Below are 12,829 nucleotides of genomic sequence, written 5' to 3' on the forward strand. Positions count from 1 at the left end.
GCACGACCCGCACGCCATGCCGAGCGCACCCGTCGAACGCGCCAAGACCACCGGACTCCACGTCGGCGACGCCAAGCCCGGTGTCGCCAAGGTCGACCCGATCATCGTGGCCGACGGCGTCCGTCGCACCTTCGGCGGCCTAACGGCCGTCGACGTCGAGCACCTCGAGATCCCGCGGGGGGCCATCACGGCCCTCATCGGCCCGAACGGCGCCGGCAAGACGACGCTGTTCAACCTCCTCACCGGCTTCGACAAGCCCAACGAGGGCACCTGGACGTTCGACGGCAAGTCGCTGTCGGGCGTGCCCGCGTACAAGGTCGCCCGACTGGGCCAGGTTCGCACCTTCCAACTGACGAAGGCCCTCGGGCTGCTCACCGTGCTCGAGAACATGAAGCTCGGCGCGAAGGGCCAGCTGGGCGAGCGATTCTGGACGAGCCTCATCCCCGCCGTGTGGCGGTCGCAGGACGCGAAGATCGAGGCGCGCGCGATGGGTCTCCTCGCCAAGTTCAAGCTCGACACGAAGGCGCCCGACTTCGCCGCCAGCCTCTCCGGCGGGCAGCGCAAGCTCCTCGAGATGGCCCGGGCGCTCATGAGCGAGCCCAAGCTCGTCATGCTCGACGAGCCGATGGCCGGCGTGAACCCGGCGCTCACGCAGTCGCTGCTCGACCACATCCTCGACCTGAAGGATCTGGGCATGACCGTGCTCTTCGTCGAGCACGACATGCACATGGTGCGCCACATCGCCGACTGGGTCGTCGTGATGGCCGAAGGCAGGGTCGTCGCCGAAGGCGACCCCTACACGGTCATGAAGGATCCGGCCGTCATCGACGCCTACCTCGGCGCGCACCAGGAACTCGACCTCGGCGTCGTGACCGGCCGCGTCACGGCCGAGGAGGCGGACCCGACCACGGATGCCGCCGCCTCGACGACCGTCGATGCCGCGGATCTCGCGAGCGCCGGCATGGCCGAGGCCGAGGCCGAGTTCGAGCCCGACACCGAGGAGAAGAAGAAGTGACGAACGCGACCGCGACCGCAACACCCGTCGTCGTCGTCGACGAGGTGCACGCCGGGTACCTGCCCGGGGTCAACATCCTGAACGGCTGCTCCCTCGTGGCCGAGCAGGGCGAGCTCATCGGCATCATCGGCCCCAACGGCGCCGGCAAGTCCACCTTGCTGAAGGCGATCTTCGGGCAGGTCAACGTTCGCCAGGGCACCATCACGCTCGAGGGCGACGACATCACCGGGCTGAAGGCGAACAAGCTCGTCTCGCGCGGCGTCGGCTTCATCCCGCAGACGAACAACGTGTTCCCGAGCCTCACCATCGAGGAGAACCTGCAGATGGGGCTCTACCAGAACCCCGGTGTGTACAAGGAGCGCCTCGAGTTCGTCACGGGCATCTTCGCCGAGTTGGGCAAGCGCCTGAAGCAGCGCGCGGGCTCGCTCTCGGGCGGTGAGCGGCAGATGGTCGCCATGAGCCGCGCACTCATGATGGACCCGAAGGTGCTGCTGCTCGACGAGCCCTCCGCGGGTCTGTCGCCCGTCCGTCAAGACGAGGCGTTCATCCGCGTCTCCGAGATCAACAAGGCCGGCGTCACGTGCATCATGGTCGAGCAGAACGCCAGGCGCTGCCTGCAGATCTGCGACCGCGGCTACGTGCTCGACCAGGGCCGCGACGCCTACACCGGCACCGGCCGTGAACTGCTGAACGACCCCAAGGTCACGGAGCTCTACCTCGGGACGCTCGGCACCTGATCCACCGACACCACGACGAAGGGGCGGATGCTGCGGCATCCGCCCCTTTCTCGTCCCCGCCGGCCGTCGTCGCGCGCCGCGCCGCGCCAAGCTGCGTGGCGTGAAGGGAAAGCACGCATGCACACGGGCATGCGGGCATGCGGGCGCACGGTCAGAGGCGCACACGGGCATGCGCGCACCCGCGCACGCGCGGACACGCACGAGCCACCGCGACACGCAGACGCCCACCCGCGACAGGTCACGAACGGCTGCTTCCGTATCCCCGGAGAGCGCCGATCGTGACCACTCGGCGTACGGTCCGTGACGTCACGTCGCCATGGCCCTCAGTCAGGATCCCACTCCACGTCCGGTCCCCGGCCGCCCCCTGCCCTGCCCCCTGCCCAGCCGCCCCTGCCCGGCATGGCCCGCCCACCACGCGCCTACCCTGCCGCCCCGGAGGTTCGCCGACCACGGCGCTGGTCGATCAGCGCCGCACCCACCAGCCGCGCCCGTTGCTGACGACGGCCCGCCACACCGTCATGCCCCAGCATGCCGTCCTGCCCCGCCGGGCGCGCGAAACGGCCCCGGTCCGAGGACCGGGGCCGTTCGCATTCAGGTCAGGCCGGGTTCAGGATCAGCCTTCGTAAGCGACGTAGTTGTTGTCGTCGCCGTACTGGTAGATGCCGATCGATGCCTCGGTCGGGTCGCCGACCTCGTCGAACGTGATCGGTCCGGAGATACCGTCGTAGTCGGCGGTGCCGCCGCCCACGATGATGTCGGCGCACTCCGCGAAGCTGGAGCACTTCTCACCGTCGCCGGCGCCGCCGGAGACCTCGATCAGCTTCTCCGCGATTGCAGCAGAGTCGGTCGAGTTCGCCGCGAGCGAGGCGAGGGCGAGCAGCACGGTCGCGTCGAAGGACTCGGCAGCGTAGCTGTAGTCCTCGAGCGCCGGAGTGCCCTCGGACTCGAGGAACGAGTCGAGCTCGCCGGTGAAGTCCGAGATCGAGTCGATCGTCAGACCGGGCAGCGTGCCCTTCGCACCCGTGAGGGAGCCCGCGGGGAACGCGTCGGCGAAGTTCTTCAGGTTGCCGTCGACGAAGTACAGCTTGTCGGCGGGGAACTGTCCGAACAGGCTCGGCAGGATGGTCGACACCTCGTCGAACGTGACCAGGGCGATCGCGTCGGGGTCGGCGGCGAGGATCTCGCTGATCTGCGCGTCGAACGTCGTGTCACCCGTGTTGTAGGTGGGCGCCGCGACGACCTCGCCACCGGCGGCCTCGAAGGCCTCGGTGACGTACTTCGCCAGGCCGGTGCCGTACGAGTCGTTCAGCACGAGGAGCCCGAGCGTCTGGTTGCCGTCTTCGGCGATCAGGTTGCCGAGGACCTCGCCCTGGAGCACGTCGGACGGAGCGGTACGGAAGTACAGCCCGTTGTCGTCGTACGTCGTGAAGGCGTCGGACGTGTTCGCCGGGGAGAACTGGATGACACCCGCACCGACGACCTGGTCGATGAACTGCAGCGACGTGCCGGACGAGGCGGCGCCGATGACGGCGGAGACGTCTTCACCCAGCAGACGCGGGATCTCGGTCTCGTACGCCTTGTTGTCGGTGTCGCCGGAGTCGCCGTAGACGACGTCGAGCGAGAGGCCGGTCGTGTCGGCGACCTCGTTGATCTGCGACGTGGCGTAGGCGACGCCGGCCTCTTCGGGCGGGCCGAGGAAGGCGAGGTTGCCGGTCTGCGGCAGGGCCGTACCGATGGTGAGGGCCAGCTCGTCGCGGGGACCCGCGCTCTCGCTGGACCCGGAATCGGCATCTCCGCTCGCGCAAGCGGAGAGGAGGAGGGCGCTCGTAGCGGTGATCGCGACGCCCGTCCAGACCTTGCCGCGCGAACGAGCCGGTCGGGACTTGCCGAATACGCTCATGTTGCTCCTTGGGACTGAAGGAAATGATCCAAACCGGCGGGCTGAGGCACGCCGTTCTGTCACAGTATTCGGCGAGTGGCGCTTCGCAAAGGAATCCCGGTCACAACCCGATAACACTGTACGAAGTGTTACCCATCCGTCACATTCCGGGCGCCAGAGCCCCCTTTCGCGCACGATTCCACCATCTGGGCCCCGGATCGTCCACCCCGGTTCGGGGGGCGAGACGGCGACGGGACACGACCGGGCGGTCGCGGCATCCGCTCGCAGGGCGCGACGATCAGGTGAGTTCGACGACCTGCCGACGTGCCGCTCGCGCACCGCGCACGAGGTCGAACGTGAGCACGAGCAGGGCGAGCCATACGAGCCCGAACCCAACCCAGCGTTCGGGCGGCATGGGCTCCTGGAGCACCACGACCCCGACCAGGAACTGGATGAACGGGGCGAAGTACTGGATGAAGCCCATGTAGATCAGCGGCAGCCTTCGCGAGGCCGCCGCGAACAGCAGCAGCGGCACCGCGGTGACCGCGCCGGCGAGCAGCAGCAGCACGGTGTGCCAGGTGCTCACGGTGCCGATGGTGAGTCCGGTGGTGGTGCTCACGATCACGAGCTGCACGATCGCGAGCGGGGTCAGCCATGCCGTCTCGAGCGTCAGCCCCGACAGGGCGTCGACCTTCGGGCCCACGCGCTTCTTGATCAGGCCGTAGAACCCGAACGAGAACGCCAGCACGAGGGCGATCCACGGGAGCTGGCCGTACCCGACGGCGAGCACGACGACCGCGACGATGGAGATGCCGACCGCGACCCACTGGGTGGCGTTCAGGCGCTCCCGCATCACGAGCACCCCGAGGAAGACGGTGACGATCGGGTTGATGAAGTACCCGAGCGAGGCCTCGACGACCTGCCCCGACACCGCCGCGTAGACGTAGGTCTGCCAGTTCACGTAGATGAGCACGCCCGCGAGGCCCATGGTGAAGAGGATGCGCCGATCGCGGACGAGCACGACGAACGGCCGCCAGGCCCGGGTCACCGTGATGAGGACCGCGCAGAAGACCAGCGAGAGCGTCACCCGCCAGCCCACGATCTCGAACGGGCCCGATGGGGCGAGGGCGAGGAAGTACAGCGGGAGGAAGCCCCACAGCAGGTAGGACCCGATCGCGAAGGCGAGGCCGGATCGGCTGAGCTCGCCGCGGGCGGGTGCGGTGGAGACCTGGGTGTCGGAGCCGGATGTCACTCGCCAACAGTACGCCCGGCCCACGACGGGGGATGCCGTGCCGCCTGCCGTTCATCGTCGAGATCCGGCCGAAGGACGGGCCGGTCGAAGGCCTGCCCGGACACGACGAGGCCCGGATGCCGCAAGGGGCATCCGGGCCTCGGAAGGTGCGTGTCGACTAGCGGACGACGACCGCGAGCACGTCGCGGGCCGACAGCACGAGGAGGTCCTCGCCGCCGAACTTGACCTCGGTGCCGCCGTACTTGGAGTAGATCACCTTGTCGCCGACGGCGACGTCGAGCGGAACGCGGTTGCCGTTGTCGTCGATGCGACCGGGGCCCACGGCGATGACCTCGCCCTCCTGGGGCTTCTCCTTCGCCGTGTCGGGGATGACCAGACCCGATGCGGTGGTCTGCTCGGCCTCGACCTGCTTGATGACGATGCGATCCTCGAGCGGCTTGATGGAAACCGACACGGTTGACCTCTTTCTCAATGAAGACTGGTTAGCACCCTCGGAGCGAGAGTGCTAAATCGAGTCTAGGCGCGATTTGGCACTCATGCAACGTGAGTGCCAACACGTCGGAGCAGGGTGCTAGCGTGGCCGGGTGGACCGCGCCGAGCTCGTCGAACTGCTCTCCCCCGAGGGCCTGCGGCTCCTCGACTCCCTGCCCGAGTGGCAGGCGAAGACCGACATCGTCGGGGCGGTGTCCGACCTCAGGCGTCAGGGCCACTCCCCCTCGCTCGTGGCCGCCGTGCTCACGCAGTCGAAGCTGCGCGCGAAGGCGCGTGCCAAGTTCGGCGACTTCGCCGCGCGCATGCTCTTCACCGAGGCCGGGCTCGAGCAGGCCACCCGACTCCGGGTCGCCGCGCTGCACGCCGGCCGCTTCGCGCGGGCCGGCATCGGCCATGTCGCCGACCTCGGCTGCGGCATCGGCGGAGACTCGCTCGCGCTGGCCGCCGTCGACCTCGAGGTGACCGCGGCCGAGGCCGACGAGGTCACCGCGGCCGTCGCCGCGTTCAACCTCACGCCCTTCGAGAAGGCGCGCGTGCTGCACGAGCGCGCTGAAGACGTGCACCTGGGCGGCATCGGCGGCGCGTGGCTCGACCCCGCCCGCCGCGTCACCAGCGGCGGGCGCACCCGACGACTCGCGGATGCCGCGGACTACACGCCGAGCCTCGACTTCGCGTTCGGCCTGGCCGACCGCATGGCCGTCGGCGTCAAGCTCGGGCCCGGCACCGACCGCGAGGTGATCCCTGCGGGCGCCGAGGCCCAGTGGGTCTCGGTGGGCGGCGACGTCGTCGAGCTCGGCGTCTGGTTCGGGGCCGTCGCACGGCCGGGCGTGGGTCGCGCGGCCCTCGTGATCGGCGATCACGGCGCCGATGAGATCACCGCCCCGGCCGACAGCGAGGATGCGCCCGTCGGTCCCCTCGGCGATTTCCTGTACGAACCCGACGGCGCCGTCATCCGCGCCAGGCTCATCGGGGACCTCGCCCGATCCCACGGCGCCTGGATGCTGTCGAAGGGCATCGCGTACCTCACGGCGGACACCGCCTTCGACTCGCCGTTCGCCCAGGGCTTCCGCGTGGTCGAACGCCTGCCGGTCGACGAACGCCAGCTCCGGCAGGCGCTGCGCGCACGTGGCATCGGCACGCTCGAGATCAAGAAGCGCGGCACCGACGTCGATCCCGCGGCGCTCCGCACGAGGCTCAAGCTGCAGGGCGCGGCATCCGCGACGCTCGTCATGACCAGGGAGGAGGGCCGACACGTGGCGCTCCTCGTGGAGCGGCTGCCTCGCGGCGCGGCTCAGGTCTCGAGCGCGCCGTAGACGATGGCGTAGTAGCCGATCCACACGGCGGAGAAGACCAGGCCGCCGACGCCCGTGCCGATGGCGACGAACGCGAGCGTGCGGCCGTGCTCCTCCCGGCGGAGCCCGAACACGCCGAAGATGATCGCCGCGATCGACAGCGGCAGCATCCAGCCGACGAACAGCGACGCCGCGGCGCCGAGCACGCCGAGGACGGCGCCGACCCAGCTGTACACGCGGCGCTGGGTCTCCTCCTCGACGAGGTCGATCGGCTCGTCGTACGTCTCGGGCCGGTGCACGATGAGCAGTTGCCCGGTGGGCACGGTGCGCAGTTCACCGGTGTCGAGGGGCATGTCGAACTTGCGCGGTGCGACCGCGAGCGGGATCGGGGCGCCCGTCGTGGGATCGACCGTCGGGAGTGGCTCGACCGGCGGGAGCCCGCTCGATCGATCCCCCGGCGCGGGAGCCGTGGTGCCGGATGCCCCGAGCGGGGCATCCGGCACCTCGGCGTTCCGGAACGGTTCGCTCATCCGGCTCAGTAGTACGTGTAGGAGTTCGTGGACGCCGCGATGAAGATCGACCACAGGATGATCGAGATCAGGCCGATCGCGAACCCCACGAAGCCCAGGATGATGCCGGTCAGCCACATGCCCTTGGCCGCAGGCTCGCGCTTGCGCCCGATGAATCCGAGCACGACCGCGGCCGCCGGGATGAACAACTGCATGATGCCGCCCACGATCGGGATGAACACCACGAAGAACCCGATGAGCCCGATGACTCCTGCGATGAGGGAGATGAGGCTGTACACGGGGGTCGGCTTCGACGGCTGCGAGGTGCCGTACGGGTTCGCGCCGTATGCGGGCGCGGCAGCCTCCGGGGCACCGTACGAGCCCGCCGCAGGTGCGCCGTACGCGGGCGGGGCCGGGGGCGCGGGCGGCGTCGTCGGCGCGCCGTACGACGGCGGGACCGGCGGTGCCGGGGGCGCCGGCGCCTCGGGCGCGGCAGGCGGGTTCGGCGCGCTCGGCACCTCGGGCACGCTCGGCGTCTCGGGGGCGCCGGGGTTCCCGGGTGCGCCCGGGACCTGCGGCTCGGATCCCCCTGCGGGTGGCGTCGGATCGCTCATGGTCTGGCCTTTCCGTCTCTGTGGTCGGATCAGTAGGTGTACGAGCCGCCGACCGCTGCCAGCGAGGCGAAGATCGCGATGAACACGATCGTCAGGATCACCGTGACGACGAGGCCGATGTAGCCGATGACCAGGCCGGCGATGGCCATGCCGCGGCCCTGCTCGCCCGTCTTCTTGATCTGGCTGAGCGAGATGTGACCGCAGACGATGCCGACGATGAAGCCGACGCCAGTGAAGAACCCGACGAGCGAGGCGACGAGCGAGACGATCGCGAGCACGTTGGTCTTGGAGGCCTCGCTGGACCCGTACGCGGGCGCGCCGTAGGCGGGCGCAGCGGGTGCGCCGTACGCGGGCGCCGCCGGGGCGCCGTAGGCGGGCGCAGCAGGCGCCTCGGGCGCCGTGTAGGCGGGCGCCGGCGGCACGGGCGGGACCGAGGGCGCGGCCGCGCCGAAATCGACGGCGGGAGCGGCCGGCGGCGCGGCCGGGGCCTCGGGTGCGCTCGGCGCCTCGGGAGCCGCGGCGTCGGTCGTCTCGGGAAGATCCGGCACGGGCGGCACGTCGGGCGCGCCCTCGGGAGTGCCCTCGGGCTTGCTCGGAACGTTCGGATCGGTCACGATGATCTCCTCGATGCTGTGCCGAAGCGGTCGCGGCCGCTTCGGATCGATGCGTGCGGAAGCGACATCCGCCCCCGTTCGCCACTTTAGCGCGGGACGCACCCCCCGCACACCCCGTGACCGGCGGCGTCAGGCCACCTGCACCTCGGTGGCCGGCAGCGTCGAATCGGCGCCGAAGCCGAGGCCCGACGGCTCGTGCCCGGCCATGATGAGCTGCGCGCCGAGCGCGGCGATCATCGCCCCGTTGTCGGTGCACAGCGACAGCGGCGGGATGCGCAGCGCCACGCGCGCGGCATCCGCCCGCTCCTGCGCGAGCTCGCGCAGGCGTGCGTTGGCGATCACGCCGCCGCCGAGCAGGAGCCGTGGGACGCCCAGGTCGGTGCACGCGGCGATCGCCTTGGTCACGAGCACGTCGGCGACCGCCTCGCGGAAGCTCGCCGCGACATCCGCGATCGGCACCGGCTCGCCGGCGGCCTCCCGCTGCTCGACCCATCTCGCCACGGCGGTCTTCAAACCCGAGAAGCTGAAGTCGTAACGGTGCGCCGCCTGGTCCTTCGGCTGGGTGAGCCCGCGCGGGAACCGGATGGCCTTGGGATCGCCGCCGACGGCCGCACGATCGATCTCGGGACCGCCGGGGTAGGGCAGGCCGAGCACGCGCGCGACCTTGTCGAACGCCTCGCCGGCTGCGTCGTCGACCGTCTCGCCGAGCAACTCGACGTCGGAGACGAGGTCGCGCACGACGAGCAGGGACGTGTGCCCGCCCGAGACGAGCAGGGCGATCGTCGGGGTCTCCAACGGGGCATCGGCGTCGAGCAGGTCGGCTCCGACGTGCCCGACGAGGTGGTTGACGGCGTAGATCGGCTTCTCGAGCGCGAGCGCGAGCGCCTTCGCCGCGCCGACGCCGACCATGAGCGCACCGGCGAGGCCGGGGCCGCTGGTCACGGCGACCGCGTCGAGGTCGTCGAGCGCCACGCCGGACTCCTCGAGCGCCGCGTCGATGGACGGACCGAGGGCCTCGAGGTGGGCCCGGGCGGCGACCTCGGGCACCACCCCGCCGTAGCGCGCGTGCTCGTCCATGGAGGACGCGATCACGTTCGCCAGCAGGGTCGTGCCGCGCACGATGCCGATGCCGGTCTCGTCGCACGAGGTCTCGATGCCGAGCACGAGGGGTTCGTCGCGGTTCATGCGGCGCCTCCGGCCGTCGACGAGCGGATGCCGCGGGCCGGCGTCGTGGCGGTGCCGGATGCGGGTCGGCGTACGGTGTCCGTCACCGCGGGCCTGGCCACCGCTTCGGGCACGTCGAGGCGCATCGCGATGGCATCGACCCCGTCGGGCTGGTAGTAGCCGCGCCGGATGCCGATCTCGACGAAACCGAGCGAGTCGTAGAGCGCCTTCGCGATGGGGTTGTCGGCCCGGACCTCGAGGAAGACGCGCGCGACGTGCATGCGCCGAGCATGCGTGATGAGAGCGTGCATGAGCCCGCGACCGAGCCCGATGCCGCGCGTGAACGGCGCGACGGCGATCGTCTGCACGTCGGCGTCTCCGGTGCCGGCGGGTGCGTAGAGCCCGGCGTAGCCCATGAGCCGCTTCTCGGGGTCGTCGGCCTCGTCGTCGACGGCGACGAGGTAGTAGCCGTGCTCGCCCTCGATCTCGGCGCGCATCATCGACTCGGACCAGGCGTCGGTCGCGAACGTGGCGCGCTCGAGGGCCATGATCTCGTCGAGGTCGGCGGCACGGGCTCGCCGCATCAGGGCGCTCATCGCAGCACCCGCTTGCCGGCGGACGGCGTGACGTCGGGCGCGCGCAGGTACAGCGGGGCGTCTCCGGTGAGCGGCAGCCGCCGGGCGGCGAACGCGAGTTCGGCGACCATGCCGATGCCGCCGGCGGACACCGTCGACGCGTCGACGCGGGTGCCGTCGCGCTCGGGCACTTCGTCGCGCGGCACGAGCACGGGACCGATCGCCCGCACCGGCAGCCCCGCCTCGTCGAGCCCGTCGTAGGCGGACACCGCGAACTCGCGGCGGCGCGCATCGGTCACGACCTGCATGGGGCCGGTGCCGCCGTCGCGGTACCACGTGAAGGCGACGGCATCGTGGCTGACGACCGGCACGAACGGGCGGCGGATGCCGAGCGCGAATGCGTGCGCGGCGGCGATGCCGACCCGGAGTCCGGTGAACGGGCCGGGACCCATGCCGCCCGCCACGCCCGAGAGCCGCCCCGGCGCGACCCCGGCCGCCTCGAGCGCCTCGCGGATGAGCTCGCCGACGACCTCGGCGTGCCGCATGGTGTCGGGGGTGCCGACCTCGGCGATCACGCCGGCATCGTGGTCGACCACGGCGACGCTCGTGCCCGTCGAGGTGTCGATCGCGAGCAGCATGCGTCAAGCCTACCGAGGGTCGGCGTAGGCGGTGTCCGCCCAGCGCGGGCCGAACCCGCGCAGGGAGACGATGCGGGGCTCGTCGACGCCGAGGAACTCCGCGTCGGCGTCGTCGAGGCCATCGGCGCTCTGCGCCGCATCCGGGGCCTCGCCGGCCCCACGGGGACGCTCGATCCCGACCTCGAGCCAGGACTCGCTCACCCCGTCGAGCAGGCCCTCGCCCCACTCCACGACGACCACCGAGCCGGCGAAGTCGAGGTCGAGGTCCTCGACGAGTTCGGCGCTGCCGAGGCGGTAGGCGTCGACGTGCACGAGCGGCGCGCCGCCGACGAGGCTCGGATGCGTGCGCGCGAGCACGAAGGTCGGCGACTGCACGGGGCCGCGCACGCCGAGCCCCGCACCGATGCCGCGCGTGAGCGTGGTCTTGCCCGCACCCAGCGGGCCGGCCAGGATCAGCAGGTCGCCGGCGCGCAGGCGCGCACCCAGGTCGCGGCCGAACTCCTCCATGCCCGCGGCATCCGCGATCTCGACGCGCATTAGGCGGGCTCCGGGTACGTGCGCGGAACGCGGGCGCCGATGCGCGTCACGATCTCGTACCCGATCGTGTCCGCGGCGGCGGCCCAGTCGTCGGCCGACGGGGCCCCGGTCGCGGGATCGCCGAAGAGCACGACCGGGTCGCCGACCGCGACCTCGTCGTCGCCGACGTCGACGACGAACTGGTCCATGGCGATGCGGCCGACCACGGGCCGGCGACGGCCGGCGAGCAGCACCTCGCCGCGACCGGACGCCTGGCGCGGCACGCCGTCGGCGTAGCCGAGTGGCACGAGCGCGAGCGTGGTCGCGCGTTCGGCGTGCCAGGTGTGGTCGTAGGAGACGCCCGTCCCCTGCTCGACGCGCCGGACCGCGACGACCCGCGCGCGCAGGGTCATCGCGGGCGTCAGGCCGAGGTCGGCGGCCGTGCGACCGTCGCCGTACGGCGAGACGCCGTACGTGCCGATGCCGATGCGCACGAGGTCGAACCTGGCGTCGGGGCGTTCCAGCGCCGCCGCGGTCGAGGCCAGGTGCCGCACGTCGGGCTCGAGTCCGGCGGCGGATGCCGCGGCGAGCGCGTGCTCGAACGCAGCGCACTGGGCGGCATCCGTTGCCGGGCTCGTGTTGGCGAGATGGCTGAACACGCCGCGGACCCGGATGCGGCCGGCGCGCTCGTGCTCGGCCGCCGCCGCCACGACGGCCTCCCACTGCTCGGGGGGCACCCCGTTGCGGCTCAGGCCGGTGTCGATCTTGAGGTGCACGTTCGCGGTCGACCCGGCCTCGCCCGCCGCGCGCGCGGCGAGTTCGAGCTGGTCGGCGGAGGAGATGCCGAGGTCGATGTCGCGGACGACGGCCTCGACGAACGGCGCATCGGGTGCGTGCAGCCAGGCGAGCACGGGCGCGGTGATGCCCGCATCGCGGAGCGCGAAGGCCTCGGCGAGGTCGGCGACGCCGAGCCAGGCGGCCCCTGCGTCGATCGCCGCCTCGGCGACCGGAACGGCGCCATGCCCGTAGGCATCGGCCTTCACGACGACCATGACCTCGGCGGGCCGCACGCGTTCGGCGATCGCGGCGACGTTGCGACGCACCGCATCGAGGTCGACGCGAGCCTCGCGCGCCGGCGCGTCGGAGCCCGCGGTCATGCCCCCGCTCCGGCCTCGAGGATCACGAACGCGCTCGCGATGCCCGCGTCGTGGCTCATCGAGAGGTGCACCCGGTCGACGCCGAGCGTCTTGACGTGCTCGGCGAGCCCGCCCGAGAGCTCGAAGTCGGGGTTGCCCTCGACGTCCTGCACGACGCGCATCTCATGCCAGCGCACGACGGCATGGCCGCCGAGCGCCTTGATGAGGGACTCCTTCGCCGCGAACCTGGCGGCCAGGGATCGGGCGGGACGCCCCCGTTCGCTCTCGGCGAACAGACGTTCGACGAGCGCCGGCGTCCGCGTGATCGACCGCTCGAAGCGGGCGATGTCGACCACGTCGATGCCGATGCCGATGATCACGAAGGCCTCCCGGACC

General features: G+C 71.5%; 15 protein-coding genes. 3 read left to right on the forward strand and 12 right to left on the reverse strand.

Features of this window, described 5'->3' with window-relative positions; all coding sequences use genetic code 11:
- Nucleotides 1-16: 16 nt before the first annotated feature.
- Together ACR3IO_RS00710 and ACR3IO_RS00715 are read left to right on the forward strand one after the other, a co-directional pair.
- Entirely contained in the window at nt 17-1,015 is a 999-nt protein-coding gene (locus ACR3IO_RS00710; protein WP_434069822.1) for an ABC transporter ATP-binding protein, read from the forward strand.
- Entirely contained in the window at nt 1,012-1,752 is a 741-nt protein-coding gene (locus tag ACR3IO_RS00715; protein WP_434069260.1) for an ABC transporter ATP-binding protein, read from the forward strand. Before ACR3IO_RS00710 ends, ACR3IO_RS00715 begins: the two co-directional genes overlap by 4 nt.
- A 613-nt stretch (nt 1,753-2,365) precedes the next feature.
- Here the strand turns inward: ACR3IO_RS00715 and ACR3IO_RS00720 are convergent.
- From ACR3IO_RS00720 to groES, 3 genes are all read right to left on the reverse strand, one after another.
- The gene (locus ACR3IO_RS00720) at nt 2,366-3,652 is read right to left on the reverse strand and encodes an ABC transporter substrate-binding protein (protein ID WP_434069261.1); all 1,287 of its coding nucleotides are present in this window, start codon (nt 3,650-3,652) and stop codon (nt 2,366-2,368) included.
- 277 nt (nt 3,653-3,929) lie between these two features.
- Nucleotides 3,930-4,883 carry an EamA family transporter RarD gene (gene rarD, locus ACR3IO_RS00725; protein ID WP_434069262.1) on the reverse strand — a complete coding sequence of 318 codons (954 nt, stop codon included), beginning with the start codon at nt 4,881-4,883 and terminating at the stop codon, nt 3,930-3,932.
- 157 nt (nt 4,884-5,040) lie between these two features.
- Nucleotides 5,041-5,337 (reverse strand): co-chaperone GroES, encoded by a 297-nt coding sequence (gene groES, locus ACR3IO_RS00730; protein WP_434069263.1) that lies wholly within the window; start codon nt 5,335-5,337, stop codon nt 5,041-5,043.
- Nucleotides 5,338-5,467: 130 nt separating this feature from the next.
- On the opposite strand from groES, the gene ACR3IO_RS00735 reads away from it, so the two are divergent.
- On the forward strand, nt 5,468-6,688 hold the full coding sequence (locus ACR3IO_RS00735; protein ID WP_434069264.1) for a THUMP-like domain-containing protein: 1,221 nt from the start codon (nt 5,468-5,470) through the stop codon (nt 6,686-6,688).
- On the opposite strand, the gene ACR3IO_RS00740 is transcribed toward ACR3IO_RS00735, so the two are convergent.
- The 9 genes from ACR3IO_RS00740 to ACR3IO_RS00780 all read right to left on the reverse strand — a co-directional run bounded on the left by ACR3IO_RS00740 (nt 6,667) and on the right by ACR3IO_RS00780 (nt 12,813).
- Nucleotides 6,667-7,197: a DUF4190 domain-containing protein gene (locus tag ACR3IO_RS00740; RefSeq protein WP_434069265.1), complete on the reverse strand. Its 531-nt coding sequence runs from the start codon at nt 7,195-7,197 to the stop codon at nt 6,667-6,669. The genes ACR3IO_RS00735 and ACR3IO_RS00740 overlap by 22 nt on opposite strands.
- A 5-nt stretch (nt 7,198-7,202) precedes the next feature.
- Nucleotides 7,203-7,790: a DUF4190 domain-containing protein gene (locus ACR3IO_RS00745; protein WP_434069266.1), complete on the reverse strand. Its 588-nt coding sequence runs from the start codon at nt 7,788-7,790 to the stop codon at nt 7,203-7,205.
- Between the two features lie 29 nt (nt 7,791-7,819).
- Nucleotides 7,820-8,404, reverse strand: coding sequence for a DUF4190 domain-containing protein (locus ACR3IO_RS00750; RefSeq protein WP_434069267.1), 585 nt, complete (start codon nt 8,402-8,404; stop codon nt 7,820-7,822).
- A gap of 129 nt (nt 8,405-8,533) precedes the next feature.
- Nucleotides 8,534-9,589, reverse strand: a complete 1,056-nt coding sequence (gene tsaD, locus ACR3IO_RS00755) for a tRNA (adenosine(37)-N6)-threonylcarbamoyltransferase complex transferase subunit TsaD (protein ID WP_434069268.1) — start codon at nt 9,587-9,589, stop codon at nt 8,534-8,536.
- Nucleotides 9,586-10,164: a ribosomal protein S18-alanine N-acetyltransferase gene (rimI, locus tag ACR3IO_RS00760; RefSeq protein WP_434069269.1), complete on the reverse strand. Its 579-nt coding sequence runs from the start codon at nt 10,162-10,164 to the stop codon at nt 9,586-9,588. Before rimI ends, tsaD begins: the two co-directional genes overlap by 4 nt.
- Nucleotides 10,161-10,781 carry a tRNA (adenosine(37)-N6)-threonylcarbamoyltransferase complex dimerization subunit type 1 TsaB gene (tsaB, locus tag ACR3IO_RS00765; protein ID WP_434069270.1) on the reverse strand — a complete coding sequence of 207 codons (621 nt, stop codon included), beginning with the start codon at nt 10,779-10,781 and terminating at the stop codon, nt 10,161-10,163. The genes rimI and tsaB overlap by 4 nt, the downstream gene beginning before the upstream one ends.
- Nucleotides 10,782-10,790: 9 nt before the next feature.
- The gene (tsaE, locus tag ACR3IO_RS00770; protein ID WP_434069271.1) at nt 10,791-11,318 is read right to left on the reverse strand and encodes a tRNA (adenosine(37)-N6)-threonylcarbamoyltransferase complex ATPase subunit type 1 TsaE; all 528 of its coding nucleotides are present in this window, start codon (nt 11,316-11,318) and stop codon (nt 10,791-10,793) included.
- Nucleotides 11,318-12,454, reverse strand: coding sequence for an alanine racemase (alr, locus tag ACR3IO_RS00775; RefSeq protein ID WP_434069272.1), 1,137 nt, complete (start codon nt 12,452-12,454; stop codon nt 11,318-11,320). The genes tsaE and alr overlap by 1 nt, the downstream gene beginning before the upstream one ends.
- Entirely contained in the window at nt 12,451-12,813 is a 363-nt protein-coding gene (locus ACR3IO_RS00780; RefSeq protein ID WP_434069273.1) for a holo-ACP synthase, read from the reverse strand. Before ACR3IO_RS00780 ends, alr begins: the two co-directional genes overlap by 4 nt.
- Nucleotides 12,814-12,829: the final 16 nt, after the last annotated feature.

The organism is Agromyces sp. Marseille-Q5079 (assembly GCF_051016555.1).
Classification (GTDB): Bacteria; Actinomycetota; Actinomycetes; order Actinomycetales; family Microbacteriaceae; genus Agromyces.

Bases quoted from the DNA above. Each gene is read 5' to 3' on its own strand.
- ACR3IO_RS00710 (WP_434069822.1), top strand. From the start codon at position 17: ATGCCGAGCGCACCCGTCGAACGCGCCAAGACCACCGGACTCCACGTC.
- ACR3IO_RS00720 (WP_434069261.1), bottom strand. From the start codon at position 3,652: ATGAGCGTATTCGGCAAGTCCCGACCGGCTCGTTCGCGCGGCAAGGTC.
- ACR3IO_RS00740 (WP_434069265.1), bottom strand. From the start codon at position 7,197: ATGAGCGAACCGTTCCGGAACGCCGAGGTGCCGGATGCCCCGCTCGGG.
- ACR3IO_RS00745 (WP_434069266.1), bottom strand. From the start codon at position 7,790: ATGAGCGATCCGACGCCACCCGCAGGGGGATCCGAGCCGCAGGTCCCG.
- tsaD (WP_434069268.1), bottom strand. From the start codon at position 9,589: ATGAACCGCGACGAACCCCTCGTGCTCGGCATCGAGACCTCGTGCGAC.
- rimI (WP_434069269.1), bottom strand. From the start codon at position 10,164: ATGAGCGCCCTGATGCGGCGAGCCCGTGCCGCCGACCTCGACGAGATC.
- tsaB (WP_434069270.1), bottom strand. From the start codon at position 10,781: ATGCTGCTCGCGATCGACACCTCGACGGGCACGAGCGTCGCCGTGGTC.
- tsaE (WP_434069271.1), bottom strand. From the start codon at position 11,318: ATGCGCGTCGAGATCGCGGATGCCGCGGGCATGGAGGAGTTCGGCCGC.
- alr (WP_434069272.1), bottom strand. From the start codon at position 12,454: ATGACCGCGGGCTCCGACGCGCCGGCGCGCGAGGCTCGCGTCGACCTC.